Below are 16782 nucleotides of genomic sequence, written 5' to 3'. Positions count from 1 at the left end.
GGATGAGACGACGGCTGGCAGGGGTGGCGTTCCTCATGGTCCCCGTGCTGCTGGTGTGGTTGTCGGTGGCCGTCTACACCAAGCAGTTCGCCGAGGTCGCCCTCGTCACGCTGCGCACCGGCACGGTCGGCCACCAGATGCACCCGCTGGCCGACGTCAAGGTGCGCGGGGTCGTGGTCGGCGAGGTCAGGACCATCGCCGCCGACGGCGACGGCGCCCGGCTGACCCTGGCCATCGAACCGGGGCAGCTGCGGCTCATCCCCGCCGACGTGCGCGCCCAGATGCTGCCCACGACCGTCTTCGGCGCCCGGTACGTCGCGCTGATCCCGCCCGCGAAGCCGTCGGCACGCCGCCTCGCCGACGGCGCGGTGATCGCCGAGGACCGCACCGCCAACGCCATCGAGCTGCAGGTGGTGCTGAACAACCTGCTGCGGCTGCTGACCGCGGTCAAGCCGGCCAAGCTGTCGGCGACGCTCAACGCGATGGCCCAGGCCCTGGAGGGCAAGGGCGAGCAGCTCGGCCGGACGCTGGTCCAGCTCGACCGCTATCTCACCAGGCTCAACCCGCACCTGCCCGAGCTGAACGCCAACGTCCGCGAGCTGATCGAGTTCAGCCACCTCTACAGCGAGGCGGCGCCCGACATCCTGCGGGCGCTGGCCGACTTCACCACCACCAGCAAGACCATCGCCGACCAGCGCGAGAACCTCGGCGAGCTGTATGCCGGCGTGACCGCCGCCTCCCAGGACCTCACCACGTTCCTGCGGGCGAACTCGGCCAACCTCATCCGGCTGGCCGCCCACAGCCGCCCGACACTGGAACTGCTGGCGCGCTACTCGCCGGAGTTCCCGTGCACGCTGGAGATGCTCGCCGACTTCGTCCCGCTCATGGACAAGGTGCTCGGCAAAGGCACCAAGGAACCCGGCCTGCACGTGAAGGTGATCGCGGTACAGAGCAAGGGCCGCTACCTGCCGGGCAAGGACCGCCCGGTCTACAGCGCGACCGGCGGCCCGCGCTGCTACACCATCCCCTACACGGGCGACGGCGCCCGCCCCACGGGTGCGCCCTCACCGACCGCGACGACCTCGCCGTCACCCACCGGCACCGCCTCACCCACCGCCACCGCGACACCCACAGGCACGACCTCGCCCTCCGGTACGGCCACGCCCACCAGCCCCGCCGAAGCCTTCGGCGGCTCCTACGGCCCGCCCAACTCCGGCGCCGAGAGCCGCCTTGTCAACGAACTGCTCGCCCTGGAGTACGGCGACGACCCGAGCACCCTGCCCGACTGGAGCAGCGTGCTGGCCGGACCGCTCTACCGGGGCGTCGAGGTGAGGATCCGATGAGGGAAGTCACCGCGCCGCTGATCAAGTCGATCGCCTTCGTGCTCGTCACGGTCCTGGCCACGCTCGCCCTGGCCATCAGCGTGGCCAACAGCGATCTGGGCGAGCGGACCACGTACCGGGCGCGCTTCACCGACGTGGCCGGGCTCAACACCGGCGACAGCATCCGCATCGCGGGCGTACGCGTCGGCCAGGTGGAGTCGATCGCCATCGTGGACCGGCGGGTGGCCGAGGTCGAGTTCTCCGTCGAACGCGACCGCCGCCTGCCCGCCTCCGCCACCGCGACGATCAAGTACCTCAACCTCGTCGGCCAGCGCTACATCGACCTGGCCCAGGGCGAGGGTACGGCGGGCGGCGCCCTGGCCGCCGGCGCCACGATCCCGCTGGATCGCACCACCCCGGCCATCAACCTGACCGAGCTGTTCCGCGGCTTCCAGCCGCTCATGCGGGCACTGTCGCCCGACGACGTCAACAAGCTCGCCGGCGAGCTCATCCAGGTGCTCCAGGGTGAGGGCGCCACGGTCGAGGGCCTGTTGCGCACGATCGGCGAGCTGACCAACTCCCTGGCCGCCAAGGACGACCTCATCGGCGAGGTGATCAAGAACCTTGACACCGTCGTGGCCACCGTCAACGCCCGCGACAAAGAGCTGACCACGCTCGTGGTCACCCTGCGCAGGCTCATGAGCGGCCTGGCCGCCGACCGCAAGCCCATCGGGCAGGCGATCGGCGCGCTCGGCGAGCTGACCACGAGCACCGCGGGCCTGCTGGCCGAGAGCCGTGAGCCGCTGCGCCGCGACATCGACCAGCTCGGCAGGCTCTCGGGCAACCTGAACGCCGACGCTCCGCTCGTGGAGCGGTTTCTCCAGCGGCTGCCGGACAAGGCCGAGGTCATCACCCGCGCCGCCTCCTACGGCTCCTGGTTCAACCTCTACCTGTGCGAGGCCCTGATCAGCGGGGTCACCTACACCGACGGCCGGCCGGCGCCCACGGGCATCCCGAACACCCAAGGCAGGTGCAAGCAGTGAAGCGGCTGCGCGAGCGCAACCCCATCCTGGTCGGCCTGGCCGGTCTGCTGCTCATCGGCGGCATCGGCACCGCCGCCTACCGGGCCGACGCCCTGCCGGTCATCGGCGGCGGCACCGACTACACCGCCTACTTCACCGAGGCCGCCGGCCTCACCCGGGGTGACGAGGTACGCGTGGCCGGGGTCAAGGTCGGCAAGGTCAACGACGTCGCCCTCGACCGGGGCAAGGTGAGGGTGGAGTTCCGGGTCAAGGACGCCTGGGTCGGCAACCGCACCACCGCCGCCATCATGATCAGGACGTTGCTGGGCGCCAAGTACCTCGCCCTCGACCCGCTCGGCCCCGAGGCGCAGAACCCCGCGCAGGCCATCCCGGTCACGCGCACGCTGGCCCCCTACGACGTGACCGCCGCCTTCGACGACCTCGGCCGCACCGTCGCCCGGCTGGACACCGACCGGATCGCCGAGAGCCTGGACACGATCTCGGCCACGTTCTCCAGGACGCCGCCGCACGTCAAACAGGCCGTCACCGGCCTTTCCGCACTGTCGAAGACGATCTCCTCCAGGGACGCGGAACTCGCCCGGCTGCTGGCCGGGACCAAGAAGCTCAGCGGCACGCTGGCCGCCCAGAACGACAACTTCGCCGAGCTCCTCAGAAGCGGCAACCTGCTGCTGGACGAGCTGCGCAAACGCAGGGCCGCCATCCACGCGCTGCTCACCGGCACCAGGGAGCTGTCGGCCCAGCTCGTCGGGCTGGTCAGGGACAACAGGAAACAGCTCGCGCCCACTCTGAGGGCGCTGGAGCGGGTGAGCGACGTGCTGCTGCGCAACCAGCGCGATCTGGACCGGGCGCTGGCGCTGGCGGGGCCGTACACGCGACTGGTCGGCAACACGATCGGCAACGGGCGATGGCTGGACGGCTATCTGTGCGGGGTCGTCCCGAAGCACTACCTGCCGGACGGCGTGCCCGACAAGGGCTGCCTTCCCCCCCAACCAGGAGGACCCCAAAAGCCCACGCCGACCCCGACCGGTAGCCCCACCACTCCTGGAGACGACCGATGACCGCGCACCGGAGGCGCTCTCTCGCCCTGGCCGCGGCGCTGGTCGTCGCGCTCACCGGCGCCGCCGCGCCGCCGCGGGCCCCCGACGACCAGATCACCGCCTACTTCCACTCCGCCGTCGCCGTGTATCCCGGCTCCGACGTGCGGGTGCTCGGCGTCAAGGTCGGCGAGATCGCGTCGGTGACGCCCGAGGGCACGCAGGTCAGGGCCGTGCTGACGCTGGACGACGGCGTCGACGTGCCCGCCGCCGCCACGGCCGTCGTGGTCGCCCCCGCCCTGGTGGCCGAGCGCTACATCCAGCTCAGCCCCGCGTACACGAGCGGGCCGAAGCTCGAGCCGGGCGCCGTCCTGCCCGCCGACCGCACGGCGGTGCCGATGGAGCTGGACAAGCTGTACGAAACGCTCAGCGACTTCTCCCGGGCACTCGGCCCGGCCGGCGCCAACAAGGAGGGCGCGCTCTCCCGCGTGCTCGACGTCGGCGCCGCCAACCTCAAGGGCAACGGCCGTGACATCAACACCATGGTCGCCGAGTTCGGCAAGGCCTCCAAGACGCTCGCCGACTCCAGCGGCGACCTGTTCGCCACCGTGCGGCACCTCGCCGACTTCTCCCGCATGCTGCGCGACAACGACGACCAGGTACGGCTCGCCGAACAACAGCTGGCCGACGTGACCGGATTCCTGGCCGCGGACCGCGACGAGATCGGCGGCGCCCTGCACGAGCTGGCCGGGGCGCTGGGCGAGGTGAAGACGTTCGTCGCCGAGAACCGCACCCTCCTGGCCACGAACGTGGACAAGCTCGCAGACCTCACCCAGACCCTCGTGAACCAGCGGCGCTCGCTGGCCGAGGCCCTGGACAACCTGCCGCTGGCGGCCACGAACGTGGTCAACGCCTACGACCCGGAGACCCGGACCGTCATGGGGCGGGGGGACCTGCTGGAGCTGATGTTCGGACCGGCGGCCAGGGCGCTCGACCCCGAGCAGATCGTGGACGACCCGGCTCCCACGCCGTCGGCCGGCGCCACACCGGAGGCCTCGAAGTCGCCGAGCCCGACGCCGTCGCCGTCGAAGTCGCCCAGCCCGACGGCGCCCGCCCCGACGGCGAGCCCGAGCGGCACCGCCAAGACGAAGGACCCGACGCCGGCGCCCGGCGACGAGCTACCTGGTGAGGAGGAGCGCTGATGGCCATCCACCGGGAAACCGGGTCACGCGCGCCGGGCCGTACCGGAAAGGGGCGGGTGGTCGCGGTCGTGGTCGTGGCCGGGACGCTGGCCGGGTGCGGGATCGGCGGGATCAGGGACGTGCCGCTGCCCGGCGGCGCCGAGCTGGGCGAGCGGCCCTACACGGTGACGGCGGAGTTCGAGACCGTGCTGGACCTGGTGCCGCAGGCGGCGGTGCGGGTCAACGACGTGGCGGTCGGCCGGGTCACCGAGATCAGCCTGCCGAAGGACAGCTGGACGGCCCGCGTCACCATGCTGGTCAACGGCGCGGTGAAGCTGCCCGCCGACGCCGAGGCGAGGCTGGAGCAGACCAGCCTGCTCGGTGAGAAGTACGTGCAGCTGGCCGCGCCCGCCCGGGGCGGCACGGGCGGGACGCTGGCGGCGGGCGCGCACATCCCGCTCACGCGCACCGTCAGGAACGCCGAGGTCGAGGAGGTGTTCGGGGCGCTGTCGCTGCTGCTCAACGGCGGCGGCCTGGCCCAGATCAGGACCATCTCCCGCGAGCTGAACAAGGCGCTCGGCGGCAACGAGGCCGAGATCCGCGACCTGCTCAAGAAGCTCTCCACGCTGACCGGCAACCTCAACCGCCACAAACAGGAGATCATCGACGCCCTCGACGGCCTCAACCGGCTCGCCAAGACGCTCGACTCGCGCAAGAAGGACGTCAACACCGTCCTGGACGACCTGAGCCCCGGCCTGAAGGTCCTGGAGGAGCAGCGGGGCGCGCTGGTCACCATGCTGGCGCAGCTGGAGAAGCTCTCCGACGTGGCCGTGGACGTCGTGGACCGCAGCAAGGACGACGTCGTCGCCGACCTGCGCGCGCTGGAACCGATCCTGCGCAACCTGACCGCCGCCGGACGCGACCTGCCGAAGGCGCTGGAAGTGGCGCTCACCTACCCGTTCACCGACGAGATCACGAACGCGGTCAAGGGCGACTACCTCAACGCCTACCTGTCGATGGCCGCGGGCCCCGACGTCGAGCCGATCGTCCCGACCATCTCGATCAACGCCGACCCGAAGGACGACTGGCCGGAACTGCCGTTCGACATGGTCAAGCAGAAGGCGGGCAAACAGCCCACGGCCACGCCGTCCCCGGCGAAGTCCAAGACCCCTTCGCCCACGCCCTCGCCGACGAAGCCGAAGACGCCCACCCCCACGCCCGAACCCGAGCCCGAACCCACCCCGACGCCGACCCCCGAGCCGACGCCGACCCTCACCCCCGGACAGGAGGAGTAGATGCTGACCCGCGCCACCCGCATCCGGGTCGCGATCTTCCTGGCCATCGCGATCGTCGTGATCGGCTTCATCGGCATCGAGTACGCCAAGCTCGGCAGGCTGTTCGGCCGCCCCGGCCACTACGTGGTCAAGCTGGAGCTGGCCGAGACCGGCGGCCTGTTCCCCGACGCCAACGTCACCTACCGCGGCGTCACCGTCGGCCGCGTCGGCGAGATGACGCTCACCGAGCGCGGCCTGATCGCCGACCTGCGCATCGACGACGCCGCCCCGCCCATCCCGGCCCGCCTGCAGGCCGTCGTCGCCAACCTGTCGGCGGTCGGCGAGCAGTACGTCGACCTGCGCCCCTCCACCGCCGACGGCCCGTTCCTGCGGGCGGGCTCGGTCATCGCGCAGGGCGCCACCCCCGCGCCGGTCACCGAGATCCTCGGCAACGTCAACGCGCTCGCCGCCTCGGTGCCGCTGGACTCGCTGCGCACCTTCGTCGACGAGATGGGCAAGGCGTTCCAGGGCCAGGGCCCCAACCTGCGCGCCCTGCTCGACTACCAGAGCAGCTTCGTCTCCGCCGCCGACGAGAACCTCGTCCCCACCACGCGCCTGCTCACCGACGGCACCTTCGTCCTGCGCACCCAGAACGAGGAGGGCCAGGCCCTGCGCGACTTCGGCCGCAACGCCCGCCTGCTCGCCAAGCAGCTCAAGGACTCCGACGCCGACCTGCGCACGCTCATCACCGAAGCACCCGGCGCCACCCGCGAGGTGGCCGAGCTCGTGCGCGAGCTCGACCCCGGCTTCAGCGTCCTGGTCGCCAACCTCCTGACGACGTCCGACCTCACGCTCACGCGCCGGCGCGGCATGGAGGAGCTTCTGGTACGGCTCCCGCAACTCGTCGCCGCCGGAACCACCGCCGCCAGGTCGGGAACGTTCACCTTCGGCCTGACCAACACCTTCTTCAACCCGCTGCCCTGCGTGAGCGGCTATGGCAAGACGCCCTACCGCAACGGCCTCGACACCAGCCCAGGAACGTCCCTGAACACCGGTGCCCGCTGCCTGTCGCCACCCTCCACCGGGGTCGGCGTGCGCGGCTCGGCCAACGCGCCCAAGGGCGGGGTGCCCGAGGCGGCCAAGCCCGGCTCGTTCAGCCTCGACGAACTGCCCGGCCACCACGACACCCTGCCCGACCCGCCCGCCGACGGGCCCGAGAACGACATGGAGGAGCTCCTGTGGCCCGACCCCGACCGCTGACCCCGCCCGCGTCCGACCGCGACCCGCCGCCGGTGAGGCGGTGGGCGGGGCCGGTCGCCGTCGTGCCGGTGATCCTGGCCGCGGCGTTCTGCGGATGGTCCGGGTGGGCGTCCTGGCAGGCTGCCGGCGACCTGGGCACGGCCTTCGCCGCCGAGCGGGACCGGGCGCTGGAGGCCGGACGACGGCAGCTCGCCGTGCTCAACACCATGGACGCGGCCGCCGTGGACGCCGGTCTCGCCCGCTGGCAGGAGGCCACCACCGGGGCGCTGCGCGACGAACTGGCCGCGGGGCGGGCGAGCACCCGCCAGGCCGTCGAACGTTCCGGCGCCACCTCCCGCGCCACCGTGATCGAGGCCGCCGTCACCGCCCTCGACCCCGAAGCCGGTGACGCGCAGATCATCGCCGCCGTCGAGATCGAGCTCACCGGGCGGGGCGGGCGGGCGTCGGTGGAGCGCAAACGGTTCCAGGCCGGGCTGGCCAGGACGGACGGCGGCTGGAAGCTCAAGTCGTTCACCGCGATTCCCGCCGTGGGCGGGTGACGAGGAGGTCCGCGTGGAAACGGAGTCGGCCCTGGTCGCCGAGCCTGAGGCCGCCGGACGGCGGGGACGGCACGCCGTACCGGAGAGGAGACGGCGCTCGCGGACGGGCAGGATGGGCAGGCCCGCCGCACTCGCGGCGGTCGCGGTCGTGCTGCTCGTGACCGGGGTGGCGGTACGGGCCGCCGCGCCCGCCCGGGACGTCGCCGCGGGGAACCGGGCGCTGCTCGACCGGGCGGGCACCACGCGCGTGGCCGGTGACGTCGGCAACGCACTGGCCAAGATCTTCACGTACTCGCCGGCCGAGATCGAGGCGACCGAGCTGGCCGCGCGGGACTCGCTGGAAGGGCGGGCGGCCGAGGAGTACACGCGGCTGATCGCCCAGATCCGGCGGGACGTGGTGACCCAGCAGGCCACACTCACCACCCGGGTGGTACGCGCCGGGGTCGTCGCCCTGACCGGGGACACCGCGCGGCTGCTGGTCTTCCTGGACCAGACGGCCACCCGCTCCGGCAAGTCCGCGGGACCGGCCGTGGCCGCCCAGCTCACCGTGAGCGCGCGCCTGCGGGACGACCGCTGGCGCATCACCGAGATCACCTCCAGCAAGGCGAAGCGATGACGAGCATCCAGGAAGTCACCGGAGAAACCACGGACCTGGAGTCCGGCCCGCCGGAGGAGACCGGGGCCGGGGAAAGGGCGGGGTGGGTTGCGCGTGTGGCGGTCGTGCTGTGCGCTCTCGCGGCCGCCGGGGCCGTCTGGGCCGGGTGGGCGTGGATCGGCGCGGCCGGCGACGACGGGCTGCGCTACTCCCGGCTGCGCGACGAGGTGGTGCGCGGCGGCTCGCAGGCCGTACAGAATCTGAACACCCTCAGCCACCGCACCGTCGAGCGCGACCTCGCGCTGTGGGAGGACTCCACGGCCGCGCAGCTGCACCAGCAGATCGTGCAGGGGCGGGCGGCGTTCACCGCCGAGATCGCCAAGGCGGGCACGGCCACCAGCGCGAAGGTCCTGGAGGCGGCGCTCACCGAGCTCGACGAGACCGCGGGGACCGCGCGGATCATCGCCGCGGTGCGGATCACCGTGGTCCCGCCCCAGGGTGAGCCGGTGGTCAAGAAGAGTCGCCTCGTGGGCGAGCTGACCCGCACCTCCGGCGGCTGGAAGCTCGCGGCCCTCACCCAGGCTCCGGACGGAACCACCTCATGACCAGCGACGACAAGGAGCCCCCCATGATCCGCGACCCCGAGCCGCAGCCCCAGCCCGGCGACAGCCTGGTGTACACGCCGCCGGTGGAGCCCGTTCCCGTGCTCGTGCCCGCGCAGCCGGGGCCGGTGGAGCCGCCGTTCCCGCCGCTGCCGCCCGTGGAGAAGGTCTCGTTCGCGGCGCGGGCCAGGCCGGTGCTGTCGGTCGCGGCGTCGGTCTGGCGGCGCGTGTCGGCACTGCTCATCTGGATGGTGAAGGTGGCCGCCCGGCTGATCGCGGTGGTGCTGCTCCTGCACGCCGCGTTCTCGATCTTCAAGGCGAACGCGGCCAACACCTGGTACCAGGTCGTCGACGCGCTGGCCGGCACGCTGTCGCTGGGCCTGACGAGCCTGTTCGATCTGGCGGACGCCCGGTGGGAGGCGCTGGTCAACCACGGGCTGGCCGCCGCCGTGTGGCTGGTCGCCGGCTCGGTGGCGGCGGGCCTCCTGCGGCGGCTCACGCCATGAGCACGACCTGGGCCGCCGCCCGCTCACGCCGGTTGCCCGCCGTTCTGGCCCTCACCACCGTGCTCCTCGGCGGGGTGGCCGGGCTGGCCGCGACGAAAGCGCACGACCTCCGCGACACGACCACGACCCGGAACACGGCCATGACTGATCAAACCCGGACCGGCCAGGTCAAGAGCCAGATCATCGATGCGGTGAACACCGTCTTCTCCTACGACCACGCCGACGTCGCCAAGACCGAGCAGGCGGCCCGCGACCTGCTGACCGGCAAGGCCGTGGAGCAGTACCAGGGCATCTTCGGCCTGGTACGCGAGCAGGCGCTACGCGACAAGCTGGTGCTGACGACCACGGTCACCGACAGCGGCGTGACGCTGCTGGAAGGCGACCGGGCGCGGCTGCTCATCTTCGCCGATCAGCACAGCACGACGGCGGAGCCGGGCAAGGCCTCCTACGCTCCGGCGATGTTCGCGGTGGGCGCGGTGCTCGAGGGCGACAGATGGAAGATCGAGAACATCGACACGTTCTGAGCAAGGCATGCGCCCTGGTACGGCTGCACGCTATCGTGATGCCCGGTAAGACGGGGGCAAACGCTTAGTAATCGTACATACGGGGTGAGTGACGCATGCGCGTCCGCATTCTCCGAGGCGACCGTGCCACCGCTGTGATCGCCGCAGTGGTGGCCGGTTGCCTCGTCGTCGTGGCGGCGGTGTTCGGCGTGGGCGTGTCGAGCGCCAATCCGAAGCTGGCCGACGTGGGCGCCTGGCTCTGGACCAAGGTCCGCGGGAAGATCGTCCATGTCAACGGCCTGTCCGGAGAGGTCGACGGATACCTCGACGACAAGGCGGGCCGGCCGCTGCGCATCGTGCAGGACGGCCAGACGGTCCTGCTCGTCGACGACCGCACCGGCGTCGTCAGCCGGATCGAGCCGAGCCAGCTCAGCGTGGCCCAGAGCCGCGACTTCGGCGCCGCCGGGATGCAGCTCGTGGTCACCGGCAAGTCCGCCTACGCGGTCAACCCCAAGGGAACGGTGCAGCGCATCGACCCGGCCACGCTGAACTCCCTCGGCGCCCCGCTCGAACTGCGGGGGCCGCTGGGCGCCGCGCGCATCGACGGCGGCGGCAAGCTGTGGGTCCCGGTGCCCGCCACGGGCGAGGTCGTCCCGGTCGCGGCCGGCGTCGCCGAGCAGGCGGTCAAGGCGGGCGAGCCCGGCGAGGAACTCGCCGTCACGATCGCCGGCGGCCTGCCGGTGATCGTCAACACCCGCGCCTCCACCGCCGTGGTGATCGGCTCGGACGGCGGCGCCGGAGAGATCCTGCTGCCCAAGGGCGTCGCCCAGTCGGCCAAGGGCGGCGCGCTCACCCCGCCGACGACCGAGGGTTCGCTGGTGCCGATCCTGGCGCCCGGCCCCGACGGGCTGCTCGTGGTCATCGACACCGCGTCCAACGCCGTCCAGACCACCAAGCTCGAGTCCGACGAACCCACCGCGCTCGGCGTGCCACAGGTGCTCGGCTCCAAGGTGTACGTCCCCGACAACGCCAGCGGCGGCCTCATCGTGTGGGACAGCGCGGCAGGCGGCCGGCCGACCACGATCCAGGTGGCCGAGCAGCCCGGCCCGATCGAGATGTTCGTCAAGGACGGCCTGCTGTGGGCCAACGACGAGAACGGCGACAAGGCCGTCGTCGTCGACCCCGAGGGCCGCAAGCACCCGGTCGACAAGGACGACAGCGACGTCCCCGGCCCGACCAACACGCCCAAGCCCAAGCAGACGCCGAAGCCCGAGCCCACCGCGTCCGGCCGCCAGCCCGACCCGACCAGGACGGCCGACCCGGAGCCCACGGAGACCGAGGAGCAGGAGCCGACGCACAAGCCCTCGAAGAAGCCCACCGAGGAGCCCGAGCAGACGCCCACCCCGACGCGCACGCCGACACCCACGCCGACGCCGACCCGCACGCCCACCCCGACGCCCACGCCGAGCCCGCCGACCAAACCCGGCTCGGTCAGCGCCAAGTCCGGGCCCGGGAAGATCGACATCACCTTCAGCCCGTCGACCGGCGGCAAGCCCGACCGCTACACCGTCCAGGTCAACGGCGGCGACGGGCGCGTGTCGCCGCAGTCGGTGGACGCGAACGGGCCGTTCCAGTTCGAGTTCAGCGGCGGGGACTGCAGCAAGGAGTACACCTTCACGGTCGTCGCCCACTGGAAGGGCGGGGAGGTGCCGTCCGCGCCGAGCGCCGGGGTGAAGCCGTGCGTGGCGCCCGGCGCGCCGTCGAACTTCGCCGCCAAGGCCAAGAACCGCGGCGCCGACCTGAGCTGGAGCGCGCCGTCGAACGCCGGCGAAGGCACCACGTACGAGCTGTCCGGCGCCAAGTCGGACAGCTCCATCAGCGGCACCTCGTTCAACGTGGACGGGCTGGACAACAACAAGAAGTACGAGTTCAAGCTGAAGGCCAAGAACGCGGCGGGGGAGAGCCAGGAGGTGGCCAGCGCCACCGCCGACCTGGCCTATCCGCGTCAGGCCTACAAGAACGCCAACAACAACCAGACCAACACGCTCGTACGGCCGGGGCCGTCCAAGAGCGGGGAGGCCGGCACGATCCCGAAGGGCCAGTACATCAGCCTGACCGTGATCTGCCAGGTCAAGGGGGCCTCGGTCACGGAGTCCGAGACCAACGAGACCAGCGACGTCTGGAACCGCATCGAGTGGAACGGCGGTGTGGCCTACCTCAGCGTGACGCTGATGGACTCACCGCGTGGCGCCTTCCCGGCGGCGCCGTTGTTCGAATGCACGGACTGAGAAGGGGGACTCAGCTGTGAGCCACCACCACCTGGAAGAGACCGCGCAGCCGTACCAGCAGCAACAGCTCGCGGGACAGTTCGCCCAGCGCTTCCAGCTGCTCGCGGGCAACATCGAGCACGTCATCAGAGGCAAGCGCGAGGCGATCGAGCTGGCGCTGATCTGCCTGTTCGCCGAGGGGCACCTGCTCATCGAGGACGTGCCCGGCACCGGCAAGACCACGCTGGCCCGCTCGATCGCGGCCAGCGTGGACGCCGAGTGGCGGCGCATCCAGTTCACGCCCGACCTGCTGCCCAGCGACATCACCGGCGTGTCGATCTTCAACCAGGCGTACCAGAAGTTCGAGTTCCACAAGGGGCCGGTCTTCGCCAACATCGTGCTCGCCGACGAGATCAACCGGGCCTCGCCCAAGACCCAGTCGGCGCTGCTGGAGGTCATGGAGGAGCGGCGGGTCACCGTCGACTCCGAGCCGCACCAGGTGCCGCGGCCCTTCCTCGTGGTCGCCACGCAGAACCCCGTCGACATGGACGGCACCTACCCGCTACCCGAGGCGCAGCTCGACCGCTTCCTCATGCAGATCTCCGTCGGCTACCCCGACCACGCCTCCGAGGTCGAGGTGCTCAAGGGCGGGCCGTCCGGGCCCCAGGTCGAACGGCTGCCGGTCGTCGCCCGCGCCGCCGACGTGGCCGGAATGATCGACTTCGCGACCCGCATCCACGTGGCCGATCCGGTCTACGACTACATCGTGGCGCTGTGCGGGGCCACGCGGAACCATCCCGCGCTCCGGCTCGGGGCGAGCCCGCGAGGCAGCCTCGCGCTGCTGCGCGCCGCCCGGGTCAAGGCCGCCGCCGCGGGCCGGCACTTCGTGGTGCCCGAGGACGTGAAGGCGCTGGCCGTACCGGTGCTCGCGCATCGTCTGATCCGCACGCCCGACGCGGAGCTGCGCGAACTCACGGCGGGACAGGCGCTCGGCGAGATCCTCACCGGGATGCCGGTGCCGCAGGCGGTCTGAGATGCTGACACCGCTCGGGTGGGGGACGCTGGGCGGGTCCCTGATGCTGTACGCGGCCGGATTCCTGCTCGGCTACACCGAGCCCGTCGTCCTGGCCACCGGCGGGATGCTCGCGCTCGGCGTCGCGCTCGCCTGGACCGCGCCCAAGCCGCGGCTGGAGGTCAGCCGCGAGGTGACGCCGCTGAAGGTGCCGCGCGGCGACGCCGCCGTGGCCGTGCTCAACGTGCGCAACCTCGGCCGCTGGGCGCTGTCCGGCCTGCGCGCGCACGACCGCATCGGCGCCGCCGAGCACACCGTCGACCTGCCGCGCCTGCCCCGCCAGGGCACGCGCATGGTCTCCTACCCGCTGCCGACCTCCGTGCGCGGCGAGATCCCCGTCGGTCCGTTGCGGCTCGTGCGCGCCGACCCGCTCGGGCTCACCCGCAGAGTCCGCGAGTACGGCGCCGCCGCCACCCTCCTGGTCCGCCCGCGCACCGTGGCCCTGCCCGTGCCCCCGTCCGGACGCGCCCACCACCTTGAAGGCCCCACCAGCGACAACGCCCCCAGCGGCACCGCCACCTTCCACACCCTGCGCGAGTACGTGGTCGGCGACGACCTGCGCCACGTCCACTGGAAGTCCAGCGCGCGCACCGGGACGCTGATGGTCCGCCAGCTCATCGACGCCAGCCTGCCCACCACCACCGTCGTCCTGGACACCCGCGACCTGACCGAGCCCGCCGTCGACGCCGCCGCCTCCGCCGCCGTGGCCGCCGCCCGCGCGGGCTTTCCCGTACGGGTGCTGACCGGCGACGGACCGCTGGCCGAGACCAAGTCCGACGCCGAGATGCTGCTGGACCGGCTCGCCCTGGTCGCCTCCGGAACCTCCGGCGTCACCGAGGCGGTCCGGCTGGCGCGGGGCGGGGGCTCGCTGGTGGTCGTCACCGCCGATCCGGCGGAGGTGGGGAGGTGCGCCGGGGTACGGCGCCGCTTCGACCGCGTGATCTGCGTGTACCTGGGCCACGACCGACCGGCCACCCCCGGCGTCACCCTGGTCCCGATGTCCGACCTCAACGCCCTTACCCTGGCCTGGAGCGCCCGATGACCCCCACCTCGCGCTCCCCCCACCCCACCGGTGCGCCTCAGCACCCGGGCGTGCCCGGCCTGCCGGCAGACTCGTCCTATGGCCAGCCGTCGGCTCCCCCCGGCCGGCCCTCGGGCTCGCCCGGCCCCGGCCAGGACGCTGGGCTGTTCGGCGCGTCCCCGGCCGGTGTTTCCTCCGCTGGTTCTTTCCCGGCCGGTTCCCCGGTAGGTGGGTCGCCGGAGGGTGGCGGGCGGCGGCCGGTCGGTGCCGTGGGGGAGCGTGGTGTAGCCGGGGAGCCTGGTGCGGAGGCAGGCGGCCGGGCGCTCGGGTGGCGGCTGGTTGTGGCGCTGCTGCTGGTCGCGGGGCTGGCCGGGGTGGCCGGCTGGGGGTTCCATCGGGTCTTTCCCGCCCAGCCGCTGCTCCTGGCCCTGGCGCCCGCTGCCCTGGTGCCGCCGCTGATGGCGTTGCTCACCAGGAACCGGCCGCTCTGGCTGGCGCTGGCGCTCAACGTGGTCCTGTGGTTCGCGGCCACCGTCCCGCTCTACCAGGGCGTCGCGTCCGGGATGGTCAAGGACCTGGCCAACTCCTGGCAGGCCCTGCTCACCACCCTCCTGCCCGCCCAGCCGGAACCGCGCCTGCTCATCCTGGTCCACGCGGCCGTCTGGCTGGCCGCGATGGTCGGGGCCGAGACGGCGGTGCGGAGCGCGACCCGGGTCGCCGCCGCGCTGCCCGCGATGGCGGCGTTCGGGCTGGCCCTGCTGCTCGGCGTGGACGGCGACGGCTCGAACCTGCCCGTGGCCGCCGCGCTGGTCGTGCTCACGGCCGCGCTGGCCATGGTGCGCGACGACCGTCCCGCGCTCTGGCTGCTGGCGGGGCTGCCCGCGGCGGCGTTGCTGGCGGGCGCGGCGCTGGTCGCGGGGCAGCTGCTGCCCGTCGCGGCGGAGCCGTACAACCCCCGGCAGAACGCCGAACTGCCGCCCCCGGTCCGCGTCGACAGCGTCAGCCCTCTCGACCGTGTGTCCGCGTGGCTGCAGTTTCCCGACCGCCCCCTGTTCACCGTCAAGGCCGACAGGCCGGCCAACTGGCGGCTGGCCGTACTGGATCGCTATGACGGCGTGCGCTGGACGTCGGGCGCGCGCTTCCAGCCGACCGGCGGGCGGGTGCCCGCCGGTGAGTGGACGGGCGCGGCCGACATGGTACGGCAGAGCGTCACGATCGACGGCCTGCCCGGCGGCTGGCTGCCCGCGGCCGAGCGTCCCGCTGACGTCACCGGCGTGCCCGGCCTGGGCGTGGACCCGAGCAGCGGTGCGTTGCTGGTCTCGGCCAAGCCCTCCAAGGGGTTCACGTACCAGGTGAGCTCGCGGGTGCCCAGGCCGTCGAAGGATGACCTGGTCGGGGCGGTGCCGGTGCACGATCCGGAGCTGACCGCCTTCCCGGACGGGCCGCAGGAGGCGGAGTTCCGGAAGCTGGCGCAGCAGGCGACGAAGGGGGCGGACGCGCCGATCAAGCAGGCGTACCGGCTGCAGAAGTACCTGCGGACCACCGCGAGCAACGACCCGACGGCGCCGCCGGGGCACTCGCTGAAGGGGCTGGAGTTCTTCCTGGAGACCACGCATCGGGGGACGTCGGAGCAGTTCGCCTCGACGTTCGCGCTGATGGCCCGGACGCTGGGGCTGCCGACGCGGGTCGTGGTGGGCTTCCGGCCGGGGCAGCAGTCGAACGGCGTCTACAAGGTCATGTCCGGAGATGTCGTGGCATGGGCGGAGGTCAAGTTCGAGGGGCTGGGGTGGCTGCCCTTCTTCCCGACGCCCGGCAAGAGCGGCTCCAAGGACGACCACGACGTGGTGTCGTCGGCGATCGAGGAGAGCGAGCGGCTGGAGGGCGAGTTCACCCAGGGCGGGGTGAACAAGCCGAAGCCGTCGGCCAAGTCGTCCACGGGCGGCTCGCGCAGCACCGGCGAGGGGCCGCCGCTGTGGGTGATCATCCCGGCGGCCGGGGCGGGCTTGCTCACGATCTACGCGGTGGTGGCGATGACGCTGCCGTGGTGGCGGAGGCGTCGCAGACGTACGGCGGCCGGGGCCGAGGGACGGGTGCTCGGCGCGTGGGTCCAGTCGTGCGACGACCTGGGCCTCAAGGACGACAAGGCGCTGACGGCAGAGGAGGTGGTCTCCCGTCATCCCGAGGCCATCTCCCACCATCTACGGCCTCTCGCCGACATTTCCAACTTCGTCCGCTACGCCCCCTCTGGCAACACGGACGGCACGGACAGCGCCGCCATCGCCGACCAGGCCGCCGACGAGGCGTGGCGCCGCAGCGACGCGGTCCGCGCCGAGGTCCGCCGCAGCACCCCCCTCAAACACCGCCTCCGCCGCCGCCTGCTCTTCCGCTGACCCCACCCCTCCACGACCCCTCCCCACCCACCACGACCGCTCCCACCCCCCGCTCCCCAACCCCATGGCCCCTCCCGTCACCTACACCCGATCTCCGAAACGCCTCCCACCATCCGTTCCCGGTCATCCTTCGGGAGAGCCACCCCGAGTGGCTCCTTCGCCGGGCATGCCTC

Annotated in this window: 15 protein-coding genes; all 15 read left to right on the top strand. The window is 72.4% G+C overall.

The genetic code is table 11. The features are described 5' to 3' along the window. Positions 1–2: 2 nt before the first annotated feature. The 15 genes from ACIBHY_RS15200 (at position 3) to ACIBHY_RS15130 (ending at position 16609) form a co-directional block, all read left to right on the top strand. Positions 3–1343: an MCE family protein gene (locus ACIBHY_RS15200; protein ID WP_397306944.1), complete on the top strand. Its 1341-nt coding sequence runs from the start codon at positions 3–5 to the stop codon at positions 1341–1343. Next, complete coding sequence (locus ACIBHY_RS15195; protein ID WP_397306943.1) at positions 1340–2365, top strand: MCE family protein; 1026 nt, start codon at positions 1340–1342, stop codon at positions 2363–2365. The genes ACIBHY_RS15200 and ACIBHY_RS15195 overlap by 4 nt, the downstream gene beginning before the upstream one ends. Next, complete coding sequence (locus tag ACIBHY_RS15190; RefSeq protein ID WP_397306942.1) at positions 2362–3423, top strand: MCE family protein; 1062 nt, start codon at positions 2362–2364, stop codon at positions 3421–3423. The genes ACIBHY_RS15195 and ACIBHY_RS15190 overlap by 4 nt, the downstream gene beginning before the upstream one ends. Continuing rightward, the gene (locus ACIBHY_RS15185) at positions 3420–4601 is read left to right on the top strand and encodes an MCE family protein (RefSeq protein ID WP_397243008.1); all 1182 of its coding nucleotides are present in this window, start codon (positions 3420–3422) and stop codon (positions 4599–4601) included. Before ACIBHY_RS15190 ends, ACIBHY_RS15185 begins: the two co-directional genes overlap by 4 nt. Beyond that, positions 4601–5875: an MCE family protein gene (locus ACIBHY_RS15180; RefSeq protein WP_397306941.1), complete on the top strand. Its 1275-nt coding sequence runs from the start codon at positions 4601–4603 to the stop codon at positions 5873–5875. Before ACIBHY_RS15185 ends, ACIBHY_RS15180 begins: the two co-directional genes overlap by 1 nt. After that, positions 5876–7114, top strand: coding sequence for an MlaD family protein (locus ACIBHY_RS15175; protein ID WP_397306940.1), 1239 nt, complete (start codon positions 5876–5878; stop codon positions 7112–7114). It begins immediately after the preceding gene. After that, on the top strand, positions 7093–7653 hold the full coding sequence (locus ACIBHY_RS15170; RefSeq protein ID WP_397306939.1) for a hypothetical protein: 561 nt from the start codon (positions 7093–7095) through the stop codon (positions 7651–7653). The genes ACIBHY_RS15175 and ACIBHY_RS15170 overlap by 22 nt, the downstream gene beginning before the upstream one ends. Positions 7654–7666: 13 nt before the next feature. After that, the gene (locus tag ACIBHY_RS15165; RefSeq protein ID WP_397243016.1) at positions 7667–8269 is read left to right on the top strand and encodes a hypothetical protein; all 603 of its coding nucleotides are present in this window, start codon (positions 7667–7669) and stop codon (positions 8267–8269) included. Then, complete coding sequence (locus tag ACIBHY_RS15160; RefSeq protein ID WP_397306938.1) at positions 8266–8853, top strand: hypothetical protein; 588 nt, start codon at positions 8266–8268, stop codon at positions 8851–8853. The genes ACIBHY_RS15165 and ACIBHY_RS15160 overlap by 4 nt, the downstream gene beginning before the upstream one ends. Then, positions 8850–9356 (top strand): hypothetical protein, encoded by a 507-nt coding sequence (locus ACIBHY_RS15155; protein WP_397306937.1) that lies wholly within the window; start codon positions 8850–8852, stop codon positions 9354–9356. The genes ACIBHY_RS15160 and ACIBHY_RS15155 overlap by 4 nt, the downstream gene beginning before the upstream one ends. Beyond that, positions 9353–9880, top strand: a complete 528-nt coding sequence (locus tag ACIBHY_RS15150; RefSeq protein ID WP_397243021.1) for a hypothetical protein — start codon at positions 9353–9355, stop codon at positions 9878–9880. Before ACIBHY_RS15155 ends, ACIBHY_RS15150 begins: the two co-directional genes overlap by 4 nt. Before the next feature lie 95 nt (positions 9881–9975). Next, a complete protein-coding gene (locus ACIBHY_RS15145) occupies positions 9976–12147 on the top strand; it encodes a fibronectin type III domain-containing protein (protein WP_397243023.1) in 2172 nt (723 codons plus the stop codon). 16 nt (positions 12148–12163) lie between these two features. Then, positions 12164–13159: an AAA family ATPase gene (locus tag ACIBHY_RS15140; RefSeq protein ID WP_397243025.1), complete on the top strand. Its 996-nt coding sequence runs from the start codon at positions 12164–12166 to the stop codon at positions 13157–13159. A gap of 1 nt (position 13160) precedes the next feature. After that, positions 13161–14240: a DUF58 domain-containing protein gene (locus ACIBHY_RS15135; RefSeq protein ID WP_397243027.1), complete on the top strand. Its 1080-nt coding sequence runs from the start codon at positions 13161–13163 to the stop codon at positions 14238–14240. 320 nt (positions 14241–14560) lie between these two features. Next, positions 14561–16609 (top strand): DUF3488 and transglutaminase-like domain-containing protein, encoded by a 2049-nt coding sequence (locus ACIBHY_RS15130; RefSeq protein ID WP_397306936.1) that lies wholly within the window; start codon positions 14561–14563, stop codon positions 16607–16609. Positions 16610–16782 lie beyond the last annotated feature (173 nt).

This window comes from Nonomuraea sp. NPDC050547 (assembly GCF_044457345.1).
Taxonomy (GTDB): Bacteria; Actinomycetota; Actinomycetes; order Streptosporangiales; family Streptosporangiaceae; genus Nonomuraea.
The sequence above is the reverse complement of the archived record's forward strand: the minus strand, read 5'-3'. Positions and strand labels throughout refer to the sequence as shown.

Coding starts and splice junctions, on each gene's coding strand:
- ACIBHY_RS15195 (WP_397306943.1), top strand. CDS start 1,340: ATGAGGGAAGTCACCGCGCCGCTGATCAAGTCGATCGCCTTCGTGCTC.
- ACIBHY_RS15135 (WP_397243027.1), top strand. CDS start 13,161: ATGCTGACACCGCTCGGGTGGGGGACGCTGGGCGGGTCCCTGATGCTG.
- ACIBHY_RS15150 (WP_397243021.1), top strand. CDS start 9,353: ATGAGCACGACCTGGGCCGCCGCCCGCTCACGCCGGTTGCCCGCCGTT.
- ACIBHY_RS15145 (WP_397243023.1), top strand. CDS start 9,976: ATGCGCGTCCGCATTCTCCGAGGCGACCGTGCCACCGCTGTGATCGCC.
- ACIBHY_RS15155 (WP_397306937.1), top strand. CDS start 8,850: ATGACCAGCGACGACAAGGAGCCCCCCATGATCCGCGACCCCGAGCCG.
- ACIBHY_RS15175 (WP_397306940.1), top strand. CDS start 5,876: ATGCTGACCCGCGCCACCCGCATCCGGGTCGCGATCTTCCTGGCCATC.
- ACIBHY_RS15160 (WP_397306938.1), top strand. CDS start 8,266: ATGACGAGCATCCAGGAAGTCACCGGAGAAACCACGGACCTGGAGTCC.
- ACIBHY_RS15185 (WP_397243008.1), top strand. CDS start 3,420: ATGACCGCGCACCGGAGGCGCTCTCTCGCCCTGGCCGCGGCGCTGGTC.
- ACIBHY_RS15200 (WP_397306944.1), top strand. CDS start 3: ATGAGACGACGGCTGGCAGGGGTGGCGTTCCTCATGGTCCCCGTGCTG.
- ACIBHY_RS15180 (WP_397306941.1), top strand. CDS start 4,601: ATGGCCATCCACCGGGAAACCGGGTCACGCGCGCCGGGCCGTACCGGA.